General features: G+C 73.5%; 19 protein-coding genes. 14 read left to right on the forward strand and 5 right to left on the reverse strand.

What is annotated here, in order from left to right:
• Positions 1-42: 42 nt before the first annotated feature.
• Positions 43-777 carry a bifunctional 1-(5-phosphoribosyl)-5-((5-phosphoribosylamino)methylideneamino)imidazole-4-carboxamide isomerase/phosphoribosylanthranilate isomerase PriA gene (priA, locus tag LV78_RS10805; RefSeq protein WP_253844705.1) on the forward strand — a complete coding sequence of 245 codons (735 nt, stop codon included), beginning with the start codon at positions 43-45 and terminating at the stop codon, positions 775-777.
• Here the strand turns inward: priA and LV78_RS10810 are convergent.
• A complete protein-coding gene (locus tag LV78_RS10810; RefSeq protein WP_253844706.1) occupies positions 740-1,462 on the reverse strand; it encodes a Clp protease N-terminal domain-containing protein in 723 nt (240 codons plus the stop codon). The two genes, priA and LV78_RS10810, sit on opposite strands and share 38 nt — an antisense overlap.
• Before the next feature lie 38 nt (positions 1,463-1,500).
• On the reverse strand, positions 1,501-1,869 hold the full coding sequence (locus LV78_RS10815) for a PPOX class F420-dependent oxidoreductase (protein WP_253844707.1): 369 nt from the start codon (positions 1,867-1,869) through the stop codon (positions 1,501-1,503).
• A 122-nt stretch (positions 1,870-1,991) separates the two neighbouring features.
• Between LV78_RS10815 and LV78_RS10820 the strand changes: the two genes are divergently transcribed.
• The 4 genes from LV78_RS10820 to hisI all read left to right on the forward strand — a co-directional run bounded on the left by LV78_RS10820 (position 1,992) and on the right by hisI (position 3,944).
• The gene (locus tag LV78_RS10820) at positions 1,992-2,381 is read left to right on the forward strand and encodes a type II toxin-antitoxin system death-on-curing family toxin (protein ID WP_253844708.1); all 390 of its coding nucleotides are present in this window, start codon (positions 1,992-1,994) and stop codon (positions 2,379-2,381) included.
• A gap of 68 nt (positions 2,382-2,449) precedes the next feature.
• The gene (gene hisF, locus LV78_RS10825; protein ID WP_253844709.1) at positions 2,450-3,223 is read left to right on the forward strand and encodes an imidazole glycerol phosphate synthase subunit HisF; all 774 of its coding nucleotides are present in this window, start codon (positions 2,450-2,452) and stop codon (positions 3,221-3,223) included.
• Positions 3,223-3,585, forward strand: a complete 363-nt coding sequence (locus LV78_RS10830) for a hypothetical protein (RefSeq protein WP_253844710.1) — start codon at positions 3,223-3,225, stop codon at positions 3,583-3,585. The genes hisF and LV78_RS10830 overlap by 1 nt, the downstream gene beginning before the upstream one ends.
• Positions 3,585-3,944, forward strand: coding sequence for a phosphoribosyl-AMP cyclohydrolase (gene hisI, locus LV78_RS10835; RefSeq protein WP_253844711.1), 360 nt, complete (start codon positions 3,585-3,587; stop codon positions 3,942-3,944). The genes LV78_RS10830 and hisI overlap by 1 nt, the downstream gene beginning before the upstream one ends.
• Here hisI and LV78_RS10840 read toward each other — a convergent pair.
• Complete coding sequence (locus LV78_RS10840; protein ID WP_253844713.1) at positions 3,884-4,531, reverse strand: TetR/AcrR family transcriptional regulator; 648 nt, start codon at positions 4,529-4,531, stop codon at positions 3,884-3,886. The genes hisI and LV78_RS10840 overlap by 61 nt on opposite strands.
• Positions 4,532-4,649: 118 nt before the next feature.
• Between LV78_RS10840 and LV78_RS10845 the strand changes: the two genes are divergently transcribed.
• The 7 genes from LV78_RS10845 to LV78_RS10875 all read left to right on the forward strand — a co-directional run bounded on the left by LV78_RS10845 (position 4,650) and on the right by LV78_RS10875 (position 12,053).
• Positions 4,650-6,191, forward strand: coding sequence for an anthranilate synthase component I (locus tag LV78_RS10845; RefSeq protein ID WP_253844715.1), 1,542 nt, complete (start codon positions 4,650-4,652; stop codon positions 6,189-6,191).
• Positions 6,184-7,059, forward strand: a complete 876-nt coding sequence (locus tag LV78_RS41540; RefSeq protein WP_253844717.1) for a Trp biosynthesis-associated membrane protein — start codon at positions 6,184-6,186, stop codon at positions 7,057-7,059. Before LV78_RS10845 ends, LV78_RS41540 begins: the two co-directional genes overlap by 8 nt.
• 221 nt (positions 7,060-7,280) lie before the next feature.
• Positions 7,281-8,090, forward strand: a complete 810-nt coding sequence (trpC, locus tag LV78_RS10855; protein ID WP_253844718.1) for an indole-3-glycerol phosphate synthase TrpC — start codon at positions 7,281-7,283, stop codon at positions 8,088-8,090.
• A 13-nt stretch (positions 8,091-8,103) separates the two neighbouring features.
• Positions 8,104-9,339: a tryptophan synthase subunit beta gene (gene trpB, locus LV78_RS10860; RefSeq protein ID WP_253844720.1), complete on the forward strand. Its 1,236-nt coding sequence runs from the start codon at positions 8,104-8,106 to the stop codon at positions 9,337-9,339.
• Positions 9,336-10,115, forward strand: coding sequence for a tryptophan synthase subunit alpha (gene trpA / locus LV78_RS10865; protein ID WP_253844722.1), 780 nt, complete (start codon positions 9,336-9,338; stop codon positions 10,113-10,115). Before trpB ends, trpA begins: the two co-directional genes overlap by 4 nt.
• 180 nt (positions 10,116-10,295) lie before the next feature.
• On the forward strand, positions 10,296-11,378 hold the full coding sequence (gene lgt, locus LV78_RS10870) for a prolipoprotein diacylglyceryl transferase (RefSeq protein WP_253844951.1): 1,083 nt from the start codon (positions 10,296-10,298) through the stop codon (positions 11,376-11,378).
• 6 nt (positions 11,379-11,384) lie between these two features.
• Positions 11,385-12,053 (forward strand): response regulator transcription factor, encoded by a 669-nt coding sequence (locus LV78_RS10875; RefSeq protein ID WP_253844724.1) that lies wholly within the window; start codon positions 11,385-11,387, stop codon positions 12,051-12,053.
• A 285-nt stretch (positions 12,054-12,338) separates the two neighbouring features.
• Here the strand turns inward: LV78_RS10875 and LV78_RS10880 are convergent, their stop codons facing one another.
• Entirely contained in the window at positions 12,339-12,953 is a 615-nt protein-coding gene (locus tag LV78_RS10880; protein WP_253844726.1) for an AMIN-like domain-containing (lipo)protein, read from the reverse strand.
• A gap of 116 nt (positions 12,954-13,069) precedes the next feature.
• On the opposite strand from LV78_RS10880, the gene LV78_RS10885 reads away from it, so the two are divergent.
• Positions 13,070-14,437, forward strand: coding sequence for a sensor histidine kinase (locus LV78_RS10885; RefSeq protein WP_253844727.1), 1,368 nt, complete (start codon positions 13,070-13,072; stop codon positions 14,435-14,437).
• A gap of 1,096 nt (positions 14,438-15,533) precedes the next feature.
• On the opposite strand, the gene LV78_RS10890 is transcribed toward LV78_RS10885, so the two are convergent.
• A complete protein-coding gene (locus tag LV78_RS10890; RefSeq protein WP_253844729.1) occupies positions 15,534-16,571 on the reverse strand; it encodes a TAXI family TRAP transporter solute-binding subunit in 1,038 nt (345 codons plus the stop codon).
• Between the two features lie 722 nt (positions 16,572-17,293).
• Here LV78_RS10890 and dctA point away from each other — a divergent pair.
• A complete protein-coding gene (gene dctA, locus LV78_RS10895; protein WP_253844730.1) occupies positions 17,294-18,664 on the forward strand; it encodes a C4-dicarboxylate transporter DctA in 1,371 nt (456 codons plus the stop codon).
• Positions 18,665-18,748 lie beyond the last annotated feature (84 nt).

Here is an 18,748-nt window from a genome sequence, read left to right on the forward strand (position 1 = left end):
GGCGGGCTCCGGTGCGCGGGACCGCCCACTAGGCTGAACGGCGTGACCTTCACGCTGCTCCCCGCCGTAGACGTCGTCGACGGCCAGGCCGTCCGCCTGGTCCAGGGCGAGGCCGGTACCGAGACCGCCTACGGCACCCCGCTGGACGCCGCGCTCGCCTGGCAGCGCGACGGCGCCGAGTGGATCCACCTGGTCGACCTGGACGCCGCCTTCGGCCGGGGCGCCAACCGCGAGCTGATCACCGAGGTCGTCGGCGAGCTGGACGTGAAGGTCGAGCTGTCCGGCGGCATCCGCGACGACGACTCGCTCGCCGCCGCGCTGGCCACCGGGTGCGCGCGGGTCAACCTCGGCACCGCCGCCCTGGAGAACCCGGAGTGGTGCGCCAAGGTCCTGGCGTCCCACGGCGAGCAGGTGGCCATCGGCCTGGACGTGCGGATCACCGAGCACGGCCACCGCGTGGCCACCAGGGGCTGGACGATCGACGGCGGCGACCTCTGGGAGGTCCTGGAGCGCCTGGACCGCGACGGCTGCACCCGCTACGTGGTCACCGACGTCTCCAAGGACGGCACCCTGACCGGCCCGAACACCGACCTGCTGCGCGAGGTCTGCGCCCGCACCGACGCCCCGGTCATCGCCTCCGGCGGGGTCTCCTCGGTCGCCGACCTCGTCGCGCTGTCCGAGCTGTCCCGCGACGGCGTGGAGGGCGCGATCGTCGGCAAGGCCCTCTACGCGGGCGCGTTCACCCTGCCCGAGGCGCTGAGCGCGGTCCGCGGCTGATCGCGGCGGTGATCTCGGCGACGACGTGCCGCTCGGCCGCGTCCCGCTCGACCCCGGTCGAGTCGAGGACGCGCGCCGCGGCGCCGTCGCCCTCGGCCAGCAGGCCCAGCAGCAGGTGCTCGGTCCCCACGAACGTGTGAGCCAGCCGGAGCGCCTCCCGCACCGCCAGCTCCAGCGCCTTCCGTGAGTTCGCGGAGAACGGCTGCGGGTCCGGCCGCTTGCGCGGCTCCTTCTCCAGCTCCACCAGCAGCGCCAGCCGGGTCGTCCCCTCGGACGCCTCCAGCCGCGCCACGGTCTTGGCCCCGAGGCCGCCGTGCTCGTCGAGCAGCCCCATCAGCAGGTGCTCGGTGCCGATCCGCTCGCTGTGCCTGGCGTGGTGCTTGGCCAGCGCGACCACCCGGCGCGCCCGGTCGGTGTACCGGTCGAACGAGGGCTTGCCCAGATCGGGTGATTCCTTGGGCACGAACCGCTTCTGCGCGGCCTGCTTGGACACCCCGATGCTCTCGCCGATCTCGGTCCACGACGCCCCGGAGCGCCGGGCCTCGTCCACGAAGTGCCCGATCAGGTGATCACCCAGCTCGTCCAGCCGGGAGCTGAGGTCGACGGCGGCCGTGAGCCGCTCCAGCGGGGAGACGTGCCTGGTCGCGACGTCGACGATGAGGTCGGTGAGCTGCACGAGCGCCATGCGTCAACCCTAGGTTGACGCATGGCGCGTCGTCAACCTCAGGTTGACAGCGTGATCTTGATGCCTACCGTGCCCTTCTTGCCCCGGCGGAGCTTGCTCCCCAGGATCGTCAACCGTCCGATGACGCCGTACTTGCGGATGATCCGGTCCCGGACGCGGTCCGTCTCGGCGGTGTCCACCAGCTCCGCCCTGGCCGGGACGGACTCGCCCAGCGGCTTGCCGCGCACGTCGCACGGCCCCACCAGCACGTCCCCGCTCCGCCGGATGCGCTTGACCTTCCCGGACTCGGCGACGGTCCACACGAACGCGGTGTCCCCCTCGCCCGCGAACCAGACCGGTGTGGGGACCCCGTTGCCGTTCTTGCGGAAGGTGGTCAGGAGGAGGTACTTGCCCTCGGCTAGGTCCATGGGAAAACCGTACGGGGATCACGGGGGTCCGCAGGCAAGATGGGCCACGTGGACGAGCGCAAGCGGCAGGAACTGGAGCGCGTGCTGCGGATCAGCGCCGAGCTGAACCGGAGGCTGGCGAGATGACCGGCGCCCCCGAGGCCCTGACCCCCGACGAGCTGCTGGAGATCGCCGAGGCGCTGGTCGGCGCGCGGCCCCCGGTCCGCTCGGTCGAGCTGCTGGAGTCCGCCGCCGCCCGCCCCGCCACGACCGTGCTCGGCGAGCACGCCTACCCGGACACCTGGGCCAAGGCCGCCGCGCTGATGGAGTCGCTGGGCCGCAACCACCCCCTGGTCGACGGCAACAAGCGGCTGTGCTGGAACGCCGCCTGGGTGTTCCTCGGCGTCAACGGCCACCCGCTGGCCGAGGACCTGGACGTGGACGCCGCCGAGGAGTTCGTGCACGCCGTCGTCACCGGGCGGCTGACCACCGGCGGCATCGCCGACGGCCTGCGCCGCTTCGCGAGCCGCTGACCCCGGCGGGCGCGCGCCCCGCGTGCCGCCCGCCGGACCCGCCCGCCCGGCCCCGTAGGCTCGACCGCATGTCAGTAGCGGTGCGCGTCATCCCCTGCCTCGATGTGGACCGGGGCAGGGTGGTCAAGGGCGTCAACTTCACCAACCTCGTCGACGCGGGCGACCCCGTCGAACTCGCCAAGCTCTACGACGCCGAGGGCGCCGACGAGCTGACGTTCCTGGACGTCACCGCCTCCTCCGGCGACCGCGAGACCACCTACGACGTGGTCCGCCGCACCGCCGAGCAGGTCTTCATCCCGCTCACCGTCGGCGGCGGCGTGCGCGCCCCCGAGGACGTCGACAGGCTGCTGCGCTCCGGCGCGGACAAGGTCAGCGTGAACACCGCCGCCATCGCCCGCCCCGAGCTGCTCGGCGAGCTGTCCCGCCGCTTCGGCGCCCAGTGCGTCGTGCTGTCGGTCGACGCCCGCCGCGTCCCCGAGGGCGAGGCCCCCACCGCCAGCGGCTTCGAGGTCACCACGCACGGCGGTCGCCGGGGCACCGGCGTCGACGCCGTCGAGTGGGCCGAGCGCGGCCAGGAGCTGGGCGTCGGCGAGATCCTGCTCAACTCCATGGACGCCGACGGCACCAAGGCCGGGTTCGACCTGGAGCTGATCCGCCGGGTGCGCGCCGTCGTGGACGTGCCGCTGATCGCCAGCGGGGGAGCGGGGGAGCCGGGGCACTTCCCGCCCGCCGTCGCCGAGGGCGCGGACGCGGTGCTCGCCGCCAGCGTCTTCCACTTCCGCGAGCTGAGCATCGCCCAGGTCAAGGGCTCGCTGCGCGACGCCGGGGTGGAGGTCCGCTGATGCCCACCACCACCGAGGTCCGCCTCGCGATCATGCTCGGCGGCGGCAGCGCCGTCGCGTTCGTCCTGGTCGCCGCCCTCCAGCTGCTGGTCGACCCCGCCAGCGCCTCGCTCGTGCTGCCCGTCGCGGTGGCCGTCATCGAGCTGGGCGTCGTCGCGGGCCTGTGGAAGGGGGTCCGCCCGGCCAGGATCGGCGGCATGGCCGTGTTCCTGCTGTTCGGGCTGGTCCACCTGCTCGTCGTGCTCGGCCCCACCCCGGTCTGGGTGCGCCTGGCCAGCGCGGTGATCGCCGCCGCGCACGTGTTCGTCGCCGTCCTGCTCAACACGCGCCCCGCGCGCGACCACTTCTCCGGAGCCAGCTGATGCTCGACCCCGCCATCGCCGCCAAGCTCAAGCGCAACGCGGACGGGCTGGTGTGCGCCGTCGCCCAGCAGCGCGGCACCGGTGAGGTGCTGATGGTCGCCTGGATGGACGACGAGGCGCTGCACCTGACCCTCACCACCGGCACCGCCACCTACTTCTCGCGCAGCCGGGGCAGGCTGTGGGTCAAGGGCGAGACCTCCGGGCACACCCAGCGCGTGCACGACGTGCGGCTGGACTGCGACGGGGACACCGTGCTGCTGACCGTGGACCAGACCGGCGCTGCCTGCCACACCGGCGATCACACCTGCTTCGACGCGACCTCGCTGATGTCGCCGGAGCCGATGTCGCCGGACAGGTAGCGCTGGAGCGTCGGCCCGACCGCCGAGACCAGCTCCTCGGGGTCGGCCGACGCCAGCGGCTCGAACTCCAGCACGTACCGCGCCATGCCCAGCCCGACCATCTGCGAGGCGCACAGCGTGGCGCGCAGCTCGGGCCGGTCCACGTCGAACCCCCGCATCACCTGGCCCAGCACGGTCTTGATGAACAGGTCGTGCAGTGCGCCGGTGACCTGCTCGTGCCCGGCGACGCTGCGCACCAGCGCGGAGAACGCGCCGCCGCCGGTGGCGTCCCACACCCCGAGGAACGTGCGCACCATGCGCTCGCCCAGCAGCTCGGGCGGGCCCTGGGCGATCCGGCGGACGATCTCCACCGGGTCGACGGGCAGCTGCAGCACGGCCTTGGCGAACAGCGCCTGCTTGCCGCCGAACCAGTGGTTGACCATCGCGGCGTCCACGCCCGCGCGCGCCGCGATGGCCCGCACCGTCGCGCCCTCGTAACCGCGCTCGACGAACACCTCGCGCGCCGCCTGGAGCAGCGCGCCCCTGGTGTCCTCGCCACCCGCGCGCCGCCCCCGGCGCTTCGGCTCACCGCCGTCCACCGCAACCACCGCGCGACCGCCTCACCGCTCCGCCCGGCCCACCGGGGCCCGGACGTGTTTCAACGTCGGGTGAAATGGTCGCACCCCGGCTGCCCGGCCCGCGAGCCGGACCGGGGACAATGGCGGCATGGTGAGCGTCATCGGTGCGGGCGTCGGGCTCGGCGAGGTCAGTCCCACCCGCGAGGAGTTCCGCGAACTCGCCGCGCAGCGCAGGGTCGTCCCTGTCGTGCGCAGGCTCCTCGCGGACGCGGAGACCCCCGTCGGCCTCTACCGGAAGCTGGCCGCCGACCGGCCGGGCACGTTCCTGTTCGAGTCGGCGGAGAACGGCCGCTCCTGGTCGCGCTGGTCGTTCGTCGGCGCCCGGTGCGCGGGCGCGCTCACCGCGACCGGCGGCGAGGCGTACTGGACCGGCCAGCACCCGGTCGGCCTGCCCGAGGGCGGCGACCCGCTGGCCGCGCTGCGCGAGACCATCGAGGTGCTGCGCACCGACCCGCTGCCCGGCCTGCCCCCGCTGACCGGCGGCATGGTCGGCTACATCGGCTACGACGCGGTGCGCCGCCTGGAGCGGCTGCCCTCGCTCGCCGAGGACGACCTGAAGGTCCCCGAGCTGGTCATGCTGCTCGCCACCGACCTCGCCGCGCTCGACCACCACGAGGGCACCGTCACGCTGATCGCCAACGCGATCAACTGGGACGACACCCCGGAGCGGGTCGACGCGGCCTACGACGACGCGGTGCGCAGGCTCGACGTGATGACCGAGGACCTGCACAACCCGGCGCCCGCCACGACCGCCGTGTTCTCCCGGCCCAAGCCGGAGTTCACCCGCAGGCGCTCCTCCGCCGAGCACCAGGCCGTGGTGGAGAGGGCGAAGGCGGCGATCCGGGAGGGCGAGGCCTTCCAGGTGGTGCTGTCGCAGCGGTTCGAGATGGCGACCACCGCCGACCCGCTGGACGTCTACCGGGTGCTGCGCACCTCCAACCCCAGCCCGTACATGTACCTGCTGCGGCTGGACGAGTTCGACATCGTCGGGTGCAGCCCCGAGTCGCTGGTCACGGTCCGGGACGGCAAGGCCACCACGCACCCGATCGCGGGCACCCGGTGGCGCGGCGCGGACCCGGAGGAGGACGCGTTCCTGGAGAAGGACCTGCTCTCCGACGACAAGGAGCGCGCCGAGCACCTGATGCTCGTCGACCTGGGCCGCAACGACCTTGGCCGGGTGTGCAAGCCGGGCTCGGTCACCGTCGTGGACTTCTTCAAGGTCGAGCGGTACAGCCACGTCATGCACATCGTGTCCACGGTCAGCGGCGAGCTGGCCGAGGGCCGCACGGCGTTCGACGCGGTCGCCGCGTGCTTCCCGGCGGGCACCCTGTCCGGCGCGCCGAAGCCGCGCGCGATGGAGCTGATCGAGGAGCTGGAGCCGACCAGGCGCGGCCTGTACGGCGGCGTCGTGGGCTACCTGGACTTCGCGGGCGACGCGGACACCGCGATCGCGATCCGCACCGCGCTGATCCGCGACGGGGTCGCGTACGTGCAGGCGGGCGGCGGCATCGTGGCCGACTCGGACCCGGTGGCTGAGGACAACGAGTGCCTGAACAAGGCGGGCGCGGTCCTGGCCGCGATCGCGACGGCGCAGACCATGGCCCCCGCCGTGGAACCGACCCGTGTCTGAGGGCGGCGACACAGCGCGGGACGGCGCCGGGCGGGACGGCGCCGGGCGGGACGGTGCGGCGGGCGCGGACGCGGCGGGGGAGCGGGTGACCCCCGCAGGCATCCCGACCGTGTGCCCGAGCCCCGATTCGGCGATCCTTCCGACCTCCGACCCGACTGCCGACCCGGCCGACGCCCGGCTCGTCGCTTCGGTCGCCGATTCGGCCACTGCCTCGGCCGCCGACCCGGCCGACGCCCGGCCGACCGCCTCGGTCGCCGATTCGGCCACTGCCCCGGCTACCGACCCGGCCGACGCCCGGCCAGCTGCCTCCGCTGCTGACCAGGTCGCCGACCTGTCGGGTGCCCGGCCAGTTGCTTCGGCCGCTGACCCGGTCGCCGATCAGGCCGACGTCCCCGCCGCCGACACCGCCTCCTCGCCCCCGCCACGTCCCGGACGGCGCGAGCAGCGGCTCGTCCTCGGCCTGCTCCTGCTCGCCGCGCTCGTCCTCTGGGGCTCCTCGGCGCTCGACTGGGGCGGCGCCGAGCCGCAGTGGCCGGTCCCGCTCGCCCTGCTCGCCGGGGCGGGTGTCGCGGCGGTGCTGGCCCTCGGCGGCGTCGTGCGGCGCGCGCTCGGGGCGGTGCTCGCGGTGGTCGGCCTGCTGGCCGTCGTGGTCGGCGTCGGCGACCTGCCCGCGTCCGGCCCGGTGGTCGGCCTGCTCGGCGCGCTGACCGTGGTCGGCGCGGGCGTCCTGCTGCTGGTCAAGGGCGGCAGGATGCCCCGGATGGGTGATCGCTACGAGACGCCCGCCGCGCGCAAGCCGTCCGCCGATCCGGAGCGCGAGCTGTGGAACGCCCTGGAGCGCGGCGACGATCCCACTGAGCGGGACTGATCTTCCACGGGGGAACCGCGCGCCCGAACCGGGCAAACCCCTCATCCGGGGTTTGCGCACGTGAGGTCCGCGCGACCCTGCCCAGCAGCGCGAACGCGCAGACCCGGTGGCCGGTGCCGCCGACGTCCGGGGTTAGCATCCTTGCGGCGGGAAGGGGAGCATGACGTGCGGGAGTTCACGACCGAACTGGGACGGCCGGCCGAGGTGAACGGGGTGTGCGCATGACCGTTCTCGAGTCGATCATCGAAGGCGTTCGGGAGGACCTCGCCGCGCGCGAGGCGGCGCTGCCCTTCGAGGTGCTCAGGGAGCGCGCGGCGAAAGCCGCGCCCCCGCAGGACGTGATGGCGGTGCTGCGCAACCCCGGCGTCGGGGTCATCGCCGAGGTGAAGCGGAAGAGCCCGTCCAAGGGCGCGCTCGCGGACATCCCCGAGCCCGCCGAGCTGGCCGCCGCCTACGAGGCGGGCGGCGCGCGGGTGATCAGCGTGCTGACCGAGCAGCGCCGCTTCGGCGGGTCGCTGGCGGACTTCGACGCGGTGCGCGCGGCGGTGCGGGTGCCGCTGCTGCGCAAGGACTTCATCGTCAGCCCGTACCAGGTGCACGAGGCGCGCCTGCACGGCGCCGACCTGGTGCTGCTGATCGTGGCGGCGCTGGAGCAGAACGCGCTGGTGTCGCTGCTCGACCGGGTCGAGTCCCTCGGGATGACGGCGCTGGTCGAGGTGCACACGGCCGAGGAGGCCGACCGGGCGCTGGAGGCGGGGGCGAGCGTCATCGGCGTGAACGCCCGCAACCTGCACACCCTGGAGGTCGACAAGGAGGTGTTCGGCCGGATCGCGCCGGGCCTGCCCTTCGAGACGATCAAGATCGCCGAGTCCGGGGTCACCGGGCCGGGCGACCTGATGGCCTACGCGGGCGCGGGCGCGGACGCGGTGCTCGTCGGCGAGAGCCTGGTGACGAGCGGCGACCCCAAGGTCGCGGTGAACAAGCTGGTGACCGCTGGATCGCACCCGGCGTGCCCCCGGCCCAGTCGTTGATGGGAGAGAGCGCATGACGCGCGACCAGTTCGCCCACACCCCCCACGACCCCGACGAGCGGGGTCACTTCGGGCGGTGGGGCGGCCGGTTCATGCCGGAGGCGCTGATCGCGGCTCAGGACGAGTTGGCCGCGGAGTACGAGAAGGCGCGGGTGGACCCGGAGTTCCTGGGCGAGTTCGCCCGGTTGCTCAAGGAGTACGCGGGCCGCCCGTCGCTGCTGACCGAGGCCAAGCGGTTCGCCGAGCACGCGGGCGGCGCGCGGGTGTTCCTCAAGCGCGAGGACCTCAACCACACCGGCTCGCACAAGATCAACAACGTGCTGGGCCAGGTGCTGCTCACCAAGCGCATGGGCAAGAAGCGCGTCATCGCCGAGACGGGCGCGGGCCAGCACGGCGTCGCCACCGCCACGGCGTGCGCGCTCATGGGCCTGGACTGCGTGATCTACATGGGCGAGGTCGACACCGAGCGCCAGGCGCTCAACGTCGCCCGGATGCGGCTCCTCGGCGCCGAGGTCATCCCGGTCGGCACCGGCTCGCGCACCCTCAAGGACGCGATCAACGAGGGCCTGCGCGACTGGGTCGCCAGCGTCGACCACACCCACTACCTGATGGGCACGGCGGCGGGCGCGCACCCGTTCCCGATGATGGTCCGCGACTTCCACCGGGTGATCGGCATCGAGGCCCGGCAGCAGGTGCTCGACCAGGCCGGGCGGCTGCCCGACGCGGTCGCGGCCTGCGTCGGCGGCGGCTCCAACGCGATCGGCATCTTCCACGGCTTCATCGACGACCCGTCGGTGCGCCTGGTCGGCCTGGAGCCCGGCGGCGACGGCGTCGAGACCACCCGGCACGGCGCCACCCTCACCAAGGGGACCGCGGGCTCGCTGCACGGGGCCATGTCGTACGTGCTCCAGACCGAGGACGGGCAGATCGCCGAGGCGCACTCCATCTCGGCCGGCCTTGACTACCCCGGCGTCGGGCCCGAGCACGCGCACCTGAAGGACACCGGCCGCGCCGAGTACCGGCCGATCACCGACGCGCAGGCGATGGACGCGTTCGCGCTGCTGTCGCGCACCGAGGGCATCATCCCCGCCGTCGAGTCCGCGCACGCCCTCGCGGGCGCGCTGGACCTGGGGCGGGAGCTGGGGCCGGACGGCCTGATCGTGGTCAGCCTGTCCGGTCGCGGTGACAAGGACATGGACACGGCGGTCTCGTGGTTCGGGCTCGGCGTCAAGGAGGAGGACGCGTCGTGAGCGCGTTGGACGGCGTTTTCGCGACGTGCCGGGACGAGGGGCGCTCGGCGCTCATCGGCTACCTGCCCGCCGGGTTCCCCACGGTCGAGGGCTCCAAGGACGTCCTGCGGGCCATGGTCGAGTCCGGCTGCGACGTGGTCGAGGTCGGGATGCCGTACTCCGACCCGGTGATGGACGGCCCGACCATCCAGGCCGCCGCGCAGCAGGCGCTCGACGGCGGGTTCCGGGTGCGGGACCTGTTCGGCGTGGTCGAGTCGGTCGCCGCGCTCGGCGGCAAGGCCGTGGTGATGACCTACTGGAACCCGGTGCTGCACTACGGCGTGGACGCGTTCTCCCGCGACCTCGCCGCCGCCGGTGGCCTCGGGCTGATCACCCCGGACCTGGTGCCCGACGAGGCCGAGGACTGGATGGCGGCCTCCGAGGCGCACGGGCTGGACCGGATCTTCCTGGTCGCGCCCTCCTCCACCGAGGAGCGGATCGACCTGACCGCCAAGGCCTCCAGCGGCTTCCTGTACGCCACCGCCGTCATGGGCGTGACCGGCGCGCGGACGGCCGTGTCGTCGGCGGCGCCCGCGCTGGTCGGGCGGGTCAGGGAGCACACCGACATGCCGGTGTGCGTCGGCCTCGGCGTGCGGGACGGCGCGCAGGCCGCGCAGGTCGCCGCGTTCGCGGACGGGGTGATCGTCGGGTCGGCGTTCGTGTCGGCGGTGGCCGGTGGCGGGGTGCCCGCGCTGGCCGAGGAGCTGGCGAAGGGCGTGCGCGGGGTCGGCGCCTGACCGGACCGCTCCACGTGGTGCGCAGCGGGGGTTTCACACGTTCGTGTGGAGCCCCCGTTCTGCTGCGGTGGTGGGCTGCGCGGAGCGGGTTCGGACGGCCCCGAAAGCGGGACGTCCCCCGGTAACGATCGGGTCGCCCGGTTCGGGGGCGTGGTCCCAGCGACTACGGTGGTGCGCGTGGTGACGACTTACCTGGCGAGCATCCCCAGTCCTGCCCAGGGCGTGTGGCATCTCGGTCCCCTCCCCCTGAGGGCGTACGCGCTCTTCATCATCATCGGCATCATCGTCGCGATCTCGTGGGGCGAGCGGCGCTGGGTGGCCCGAGGCGGGCAGAAGGGCACGGTCACCGACGTCGCGGTGTTCGCGGTGCCGTTCGGCCTGGTCGGCGGCAGGCTCTACCACGTCGCCACCGATTACCACAAGTACTTCGGCGAGGGCAAGGACCCGCTCGACGCGCTGAAGATCTGGAACGGCGGCCTCGGCATCTGGGGCGCGATCGCGCTCGGCGGCGTCGGAGCCTGGATCGCCTGCCGCCGCAGGGGCATCGGGCTGCCCGCGATGGCCGACAGCCTCGCGCCCGGCATCGTGGTCGGGCAGGCCATCGGCCGCATCGGCAACTACTTCAACCAGGAGCTGTACGGCGCGGAGACCACCGTGCCGTGGGGCCTGGAGATCTACGAGCGGGTCGACCCGGTCACCGGCATGAAGGACGACCTCAACGGCATCGCGGTCGACACCGCCACGCCGCTGATGACCGTGCACCCGACGTTCCTGTACGAGCTGCTGTGGAACCTGGGCGTGGCCGCGCTGATCGTGGTCGCCGACCGGAAGCTGCGCCTCGGCCACGGCCGGGTGTTCGCGCTGTACGTCGCCGGGTACACGGCGGGCCGGTTCTGGATCGAGATGATGCGCACCGACGAGGCCACCATGGTCCTCGGCCTGCGGATCAACGTGATCACGTCGGTCGTGGTGTTCCTCGGCGCGGTGCTCTACTTCGTGCTCGCGGCCAAGCGCGGCGAGCGGGAGACGAACGTCGAACCGGCCCCGGAGTCCGAGCTGCCGGAGGGTTCCGCTGAGGACGCCGAGGGCGAGAAGGTGTCGGCGACCGCCGCGCCGTCCGCCAAGGAGGACTCGGGAGAGGCCGGTGACCGACCCGCGCCGGACGCCGAGGCCTCGACGGGCGCTGCGGGCTCCACCACCCCGGTCGCCCCGGCCACCCCGGTCACCGAGGACCCGGCCAAGCAGAAGCAGCCGGGCGAGTAGACCGGCGTGCGCATCCTCGTCGTCGAAGATGACGACCGGGTGGCGCGTGGTCTGCTCACCGCACTGCGGCACGCGGGTTACGAGGTCCACCGGGCGGCGTCGGCCGCAGCGGCGCTCGCCGCCGCCCCGGTCGACGTCGTGCTGCTCGACCTCGGCCTGCCGGACGGCGACGGCCTCGACGTGCTCCGCGAGCTGCGCGACCGGCGGGGCACCGCGGTCATCGCGGTGACCGCGCGCGGCGAGGAGCGGGAGCGGGTGCTGGGCCTGCGGGCGGGCGCCGACGACTACGTCGTCAAGCCGTTCGGCACGGCGGAGCTGCTGGCCAGGATCGAGGCGGTGCTGCGCCGCACCCGCGACGCGCGCGCCGGTTCGGGCCGCTCCGAGGCGCTGGAACTGGGCCCGCTCACCCTGGACCCGGCCACCCGCGAGGCCGCCGTGGCGGGCCGCCCGCTGTCGCTGACCCGCAAGGAGTTCGACCTGCTCGCCCTGCTGGTCGGCAGGGCGGGCGCGGTGGTGAGCCGGGACCTGATCGTCGACCAGGTGTGGAAGGCGCACTGGGAGGCGCCGTCGCGCACCCTGGACACCCACATCGCCGCGCTGCGCGGCAAGCTCGGCGCGGAGGTCCGCATCGAGACCGTGCGCGGCGTCGGCTACCGCATCGTCGTCACCCCGTGACGCGGCGGGGCTCGTGACCCGGCAGGCCTGCGTGACCCGGCAGCTCCGTGGTCTGGGAGGCCCTCGTGACCTGGCAACCCCCGTGACGCGGCAGGGCTCCGCGACGCGGCAGCACTCCGTGACCCGGCAGGGCTCCGTGCCCCGGCGAGCCTGCGCGACCCGGCAGGCTTGCATGTCCCGGCAGCCCTCGTGACGCGACCGGTCCCGTGATGCCGCAGGACCCCGGTGGGGCGCTCCACCGGGGTCCCGCCGCATCACCGGCCGCGCGGACCGCTCAGCACGACGTCACCACGAGTGCGCGACGTCCACCACGAGCCGCCCCGGCAGGGTGAACACGCGGAACGGCAGCCGGGCGCGCACCCCCAGCCCCACGGTCGAGTACCCCTCGAACGAGTTGCCCCAGGCGACCTGCCGGAACGTCCGGTACCCGGTGACGTCCACCAGCTCGTTCCGGTCCGCGAAGGCGTAGGTCGGCGCGCCGCTGTCGTCGTACGCGGGCGAGTGCGCCACGACCAGCAGCTTCGCGCCCCCGCGCAGCGGGATCACCTCGCCGCTGCCGTCCGCGTGGATCTCGTCCCGGTACCCGACCAGGTGCCCCTCACCGGCGCCACCACCGGGGATGTCGAACACGAGCCGGTCGAAGCACTCCTGCTGCCCGGCCCGCAGGTCCACCAGCACACCCGGCGAGGTGTCACCGGACAGCTTGTCCTGCGACCCCCAGCCCACCGAACAGCTCTCGGCGGCGCCTGCGGCGTCTGCGGAGTTCGCGCTCCCGGCGCTGCCCACGGCTCCGACGCCACCGCCGTTCCCGGTGGCGTTCCCGGTGGCGTTCGCGGTCCCGGCGGGCGCGAGCGCCAGTCCGACCAGGACGGCGAGCGCGGCCGTCGTCTTGCGTAGCATGGCTCTCCCCTCTCGTCGGGCGCCGCTCCCGGCGCCCGAGCTCCAAGAACGCGGGTCCTGCGCACGGGGTTGCACCGGTACCGGACCCGCGAACGCTTTCCACAGCGGAGGTCGGCGTGTTCCGGAGGCTGCTGGCGCTGATCGTGCCGCTGCTCGTGGGCCTGGTCGGCGCGCTCGGCGTGCCGCTCGCGTTCTCCGTCGTGCAGCGCGAGAGCCAGGCCACCTACCTCGACCGGCTGGGCGACGCGAGCCGGTTCGCCTCGCTCGCGGAGAACGCGCTCGCCTCCAACCGGTTGACCGCGCTGCGCGAGGAGCTGGTGCGCTACGACCAGCTCTACGGCATCCCGGCGGCCCTGATCGGCACGGACGGCACCTCGCTGGTCGAGTCCAGGACCCCGTTCGACCGCAGCGACCCGGCGGTGCGCGCGGGCCTGCACGCCGCGTTCAGCGGGTACCGGGGCGAGGGCGACCCGTCGGTGTGGCCGTGGGAGCAGCGGGACCTGGTCGTGGTGGAGCCGGTGGGGCGGGACAGCGAGGTGGTGGCGGCGGTCGTGACGATCTCGCCGACCGGTCGGCTGCGCGCCGAGGTGGCCCGCCAGTGGGGCCTGCTGGCCCTGCTCGGCCTGCTGCCGCTGCTGGGCGCGGTCGCGGTGGCGTGGCCGATGTCGCGGTGGGTGCTGCGCCCGGTGCGCAGCCTCGACGAGGCCACCGCGGCGGTCGCGGGCGGCGAGCTGGACGCGCGCGTGGACGAGGTGGGCGGTCCGCCGGAGCTGCGCAGGTTGGCGGCGTCGTTCAATACCATGGTCGACGTGGTGGGCCGTGCGCTTCGCCGCCAGCGGGCGTTCGTCTCGGACGCCTCCCACCAGCTGCGCAACCCGCTGGCCAGCCTGCGCCTGGCGGTGGACAACCTGGAGCACCACGTCAGCGACGAAGCGGGCCGCGAGGCGCAGCGGATCGCCGTGGACGAGGCGGAGGAGATGGGCCGGGTCCTGGACACCCTGCTCGCCGCGACCCGCCTGGACAGCGCGTCGTCGGCGGAACCGGTGGAGGTCGACCCGCTGCTCGCGGCGCACGTGCCCGGCTGGCGGGCGCTGGCGGGCGGGATGGCGCTGCGCGTGGACGTGCCCCCCGGCCTGCGCGTGCTCGAACCACCGGGCGGCCTCGGCAGCGTGCTGGACGAGCTGGTGGGCAACGCGATCCGGCTGTCCGGCGCCACCGAGATCAGGATCTGGGCCGGGACGGCGGGCGAGGACGTGGAGCTGCACGTGACCGACAACGGCACGGGCCTGGACGACCAGGAGCGGACGAACGCCCTCAGCCGCTTCTGGCGCTCGCCCCGCCACCAGAACATCGCGGGAACCGGCCTCGGCCTGGCGATCTGCGCCGAGCTGATCACCTCGGCGGGCGGCGCCCTGACCCTGGCGGAAACCCACCCGAACGGCCTGACCGCGACAGTCCGCCTGAAAACCCGCCCAACCCCCTGACGCCCCAACACCCCCCAACCCCACTCCCGCTCCTTCCCCGAACCACCCCACCCCGAGCCGCACCCCCAGGCCGCACCACTCCGCGCAGTCCCGCCTGACCAACCCCGTCGACCAGTGTCACTCGCGTTCGGCGGCCCCGAACATGGGCAAACCTGACCACACCCACACCTCCCACCAGCCGATCCACCACACCAGAACAGCCCCGACCTCCCATCCAGCACTCCCACCGCACCGATCACTTCCAGCGCAGCACTGATCCCCGGACCGCCCTTGCCGGACGCCCCGCAACTGGATGGTTCATCAGCGCAGCACTGACCCCAGAACCGTCCTCACCGGGCACCCGCAGCCGGATAGCTCATCAGCGCAGCCTCCATCGCCGGACCGCCCGTGCCAGGACCACCCGTCAGCGCGCAGCCTCCATCGCCGGACCGCTCGTGGTTAGCGGCTCGTCAACGCAGCGCTCATCGCCGGACCGCTCATCGCCGGATTCCGCGCCACCGCTGTCCGACAGCGCACCGTCCACCGCAAGCCGCCCGCCACCGGACCGCCACCATCCCTGACGTCCCGAGTCGCCCCGTGCCGGCAGTGTGCCCACGCCTCGAAGACGCCCGGCCCACGACTCAGCCTGTCCCGCCACTCCGCCCGCGACCCCGACGCCCGCCATCCCGACGCCCCGATGCCTGGCACCCGGACACCTGCACGTCGCCCGGCCACCAACCAATCGCCCAGCCACCGGCCACGAGCCACGTCACCCGACCACGGGCCACGTCGCCTGGGCACCAGCAGGCGCCCAGCCACCAGCCAGCCGCGAGCCAATCGTCCAGCCATCGGCCCGTCGCCGGCCTGTTGCCTGACCAGGCTGGTCAGCGCGCAGCGCTCACCACACATCACCGCGCCCCGAACACCCGTGGCACGCTCCGACGGCAACCCCGACCCCGCAGTCGTTTCCCCGCGTCACCACGATCGCACCGGGGTCCGACAAAAACCGGCCCTCCGGGCGGCGCTCGGCTCTGGTTCACCCCACCGTGTCAGCCAGTCGCCAAGAGCCCGGTGTCAGCGCCCTTCGCGCGTCCCGCGAACGGTCCGTCGCCGCCCGTCAGCGCTTCACCTCGCGGAACCAGCGCGCCGCGCCCCGGTGCAGCGGCACCTGGCCCGTCGCGATGCCCGTCCGCACGTTGATCCGGCTCGCTTCCGGGTGGCCCGCGACGATCCGCTCGGACTCGGTGAACACTGTCCGGGTGACGACCTCGACGGTGTCCTCGGCCAGCGCGGTGCGGGCCAGCAGGAGGTTCGGCACGGCCAGGGTCCGGCACGGGCCGAGCGGTCCGTAGGTGGTGGCCGGGATGGTCGCGGGGACGTACGGGCCGGGGTAGGCGCGGGCCAGCGCCTCGGCCTCGTCGGGCAGGTCCAGCAGGCGGGGCGGGTGGCCGCCCAGCAGGGTGCTGACCGCCGGGGTGGGGATGCCGGTGAGCAGCACCGCCGCGTCGATCGCGCCCGCCGCCAGCCGCCGGGACGCCTCGTCGTGCGCCATCCGCAGGCCTTGCGCGCGGATGCCCAGCAGGTCGAGCAGCCTGGTCCCGGTGAACTCGCTGCCCGACTCGACCGGGCCCAGCGACACCCGCAGTCCGGCGAGGTCGGCGAGCTCGCGCACCGGCGAGCCGTTCGGCACCACCACGTGCAGGAAGCTGTCGTACAACCGGCCCACCGCGCTGATGCCCGCCGGGTCGGAGTCGCTGAGCAGCGCGTCCACGATCGCGTCCAGCGAGGACAGTCCCAGGTGGACGGCGCCCTCCTTGAGCAGCCGGACGTTCTCCACGGACGCACCGGTCTGGCGCGCGGTCACCCTGGTCTCGGGCAGGTTCTCGGCGAGCGCCGCCGCCAGCGCCGCCCCGATCTCCCGGAACACGGCCCCGTCCGGCCCGGTCGCCAGCACCAGCGACTCGGGGCCCACCGGATCAGCCGGACCGCAGGCCACCGAGGTCAGCGCGGGCAGTGCCGACAGCAGCAGCGCGCGCCGGGAGATCCCCGCCCCGAGGCCTGGACCAGCGAGTTCACCACCACCGGTGGCGAGGTGGCGGGCAGTGCGGTGACCAGCAGCGACGCGACCGGACCGCTTCCCGGCGAACGACTCCACCCCGACTCCCTTCCCACCAACCGATCACGACCGACTGCCCCAAACCAACTGCCTCAGACCGACCGCCCCGGACCGACCGCCCCGGACCGACCGCCCCGGACCGACCGATCCCGACCGACCGATCCCGACCGACCGTCCCGGAATGCCCAGTCCAGACCGCCCGGTCCCGACCAACCGATCCCAGCCGTCCAGCCCTAGCCGTCCAGCCCCAGCCGCCCGGTCCCAGCCGCCCGGTCCCGACCAACCGGTCCTGACCAACCGATCCCAGCGCCCGATCCCGATCGACCGGTTTCGACCAACCCATCCCGCCGCGGCAGCCTGCCATCCCCGACCTCCCGCGTGCCACCGCCCACGCCCCCGAGCCCCGCCTCCACCCGCCACCCCACCCACGCCCGTCCATCCGAACGGCCTGTGACGCACGCCCGCCCCACCCCAACACCCCCCGCCTCCCCGCCCCGGACCACCCGTCCGCACCGGGAGTCGCCCACCGTGACCGCCCCTCCACCCCGCGCCCCCGCCAAACGCTTGCCCGCCGCGCTCCGCCCCCGGTCAAGCCAGGTTCGTCACCCGCTGCCACCGTCCCCCACGCCGCGTTCACTCGTCCGCGTGAACAGAGTGTTACGTCAGAGGGATCTGAAGTTTCAGTCGAGCGACTTGCCGTGAGTTCCCACTGTGCTCAGGATCACCGGACAACACCCGCCGGGCCCCTTGAGGAGGACAACGTGGTCACCGCGGAAACCCGTGAGCGCAAGCCGATCTACAAGCACCTGTACTTCTGGGTGCTGGTGTCGATCGTGCTGGGCGTGGTGGTCGGGTACGCCTTCCCGGCCCAGGCGTCCGGCATGAAGTGGCTCGCCGACTTCTTCGTCGCGCTGGTCAAGGTCGTCATCGCCCCGACCATCTTCTGCACCGTCGTCGTCGGCATCGCGGGCCTGGGCAACCTGGCCAAGGCGGGCGGCCTGGCGCTGCGCACCATCCTGTACTTCACCGCGATGACCACGGTGGCGCTCGCCATCGGCATGGTCGTGGTCAACGTCGTGCAGCCCGGCCACCACGGCCCGGCCATCCCGATCAACGACTCGGCCGCCGAGAAGACCCTGGCCGACGCCGCCACCGCCGAGACCGGCGTCACCGGCTTCATCCTGAGCCTGGTCCCCAAGTCGTTCGTCGGCGCGTTCACCGACGGCCAGCTGATCCAGGTCCTGGTCATCGCGATCCTGGTCGCGGTCGCCGTGGCGGGCATGGGCAAGCGCGGCGAGCGCGTCGTCACCGCCCTGGACACCACCGCCAAGGTCATGTTCGGCGTCATCAAGATCGTCATGTACGCGGCCCCGATCGGCGCGTTCGGCGGCATCGCCTACACGATCGGCAAGTTCGGCGGCACGATCCTCGGCAAGCTCGCCTGGCTGATGGGCTCGTTCTACGTCACCTGCATCCTGTTCGTGTTCGTCGTCCTCGGCGGCGTGGGCATGTACGCGGGTGTCAACATCGTGAAGTTCCTGCGCTACATCAAGGACGAGCTGCTGATCGTGCTCGGCACGTCCTCCAGCGAGTCGGTGCTGCCCCGGATGCTGGTCAAGCTGGAGGCGGCGGGCGCGGACAAGTCCGTCGTCGGCCTGACCATCCCGACCGGCTACTCGTTCAACCTCGACGGCACCTGCATCTACCTGACCATGGGCGCGATCTTCATCGCCCAGGCGACCGGACACGACGTCAGCATCGGCACCCAGATCGGCCTGCTGCTGTTCATGCTGCTGGCCTCCAAGGGCGCGGCGGGCGTCACCGGCGCCGGCCTGGTCACCCTGGCCGCCTCGCTCCAGGCGTTCGAGGCCAACAGCGCCATCCCGGCCGTCGGCATCGCCCTGATCGTCGGCATCGACCGCTTCATGTCCGAGGCCCGCGCGCTGACCAACGTCGTCGGCAACGGCATCGGCACCCTGGTCATCGCCAAGTGGCAGAAGCAGCTCGACGGCGAGCAGCTCAAGCGCGTCCTGGACGACCCGGACTCGGTCGACGTCGACAAGCTGATGGACCAGCAGCACGGCGACGACGACGAGACCAGCAAGCAGCCGGTGGTCGCGGGCGCCCGCTAGTCCCCGAACGGGGAGGCCGACACCGGGGTCGGCCCCCTCCCGGACGCCGAGGGCCTCGTCTCCGCACCGCGCGGGGGCGGGGCC

It is taken from the genome of Actinosynnema pretiosum (assembly GCF_024171695.1).
GTDB classification, from domain to species: Bacteria; Actinomycetota; Actinomycetes; order Mycobacteriales; family Pseudonocardiaceae; genus Actinosynnema; species Actinosynnema pretiosum.

What these genes read in the sequence shown, in the direction of transcription:
- hisF (WP_253844709.1), top strand. Translation starts at nt 2,450, where the DNA reads ATGTCAGTAGCGGTGCGCGTCATCCCCTGCCTCGATGTGGACCGGGGC.
- LV78_RS10880 (WP_253844726.1), bottom strand. Translation starts at nt 12,953, where the DNA reads ATGCTACGCAAGACGACGGCCGCGCTCGCCGTCCTGGTCGGACTGGCG.
- trpC (WP_253844718.1), top strand. Translation starts at nt 7,281, where the DNA reads ATGACCGTTCTCGAGTCGATCATCGAAGGCGTTCGGGAGGACCTCGCC.
- LV78_RS10820 (WP_253844708.1), top strand. Translation starts at nt 1,992, where the DNA reads ATGACCGGCGCCCCCGAGGCCCTGACCCCCGACGAGCTGCTGGAGATC.
- LV78_RS10810 (WP_253844706.1), bottom strand. Translation starts at nt 1,462, where the DNA reads ATGGCGCTCGTGCAGCTCACCGACCTCATCGTCGACGTCGCGACCAGG.
- LV78_RS10830 (WP_253844710.1), top strand. Translation starts at nt 3,223, where the DNA reads ATGCCCACCACCACCGAGGTCCGCCTCGCGATCATGCTCGGCGGCGGC.
- hisI (WP_253844711.1), top strand. Translation starts at nt 3,585, where the DNA reads ATGCTCGACCCCGCCATCGCCGCCAAGCTCAAGCGCAACGCGGACGGG.
- LV78_RS10845 (WP_253844715.1), top strand. Translation starts at nt 4,650, where the DNA reads ATGGTGAGCGTCATCGGTGCGGGCGTCGGGCTCGGCGAGGTCAGTCCC.
- LV78_RS10815 (WP_253844707.1), bottom strand. Translation starts at nt 1,869, where the DNA reads ATGGACCTAGCCGAGGGCAAGTACCTCCTCCTGACCACCTTCCGCAAG.
- trpB (WP_253844720.1), top strand. Translation starts at nt 8,104, where the DNA reads ATGACGCGCGACCAGTTCGCCCACACCCCCCACGACCCCGACGAGCGG.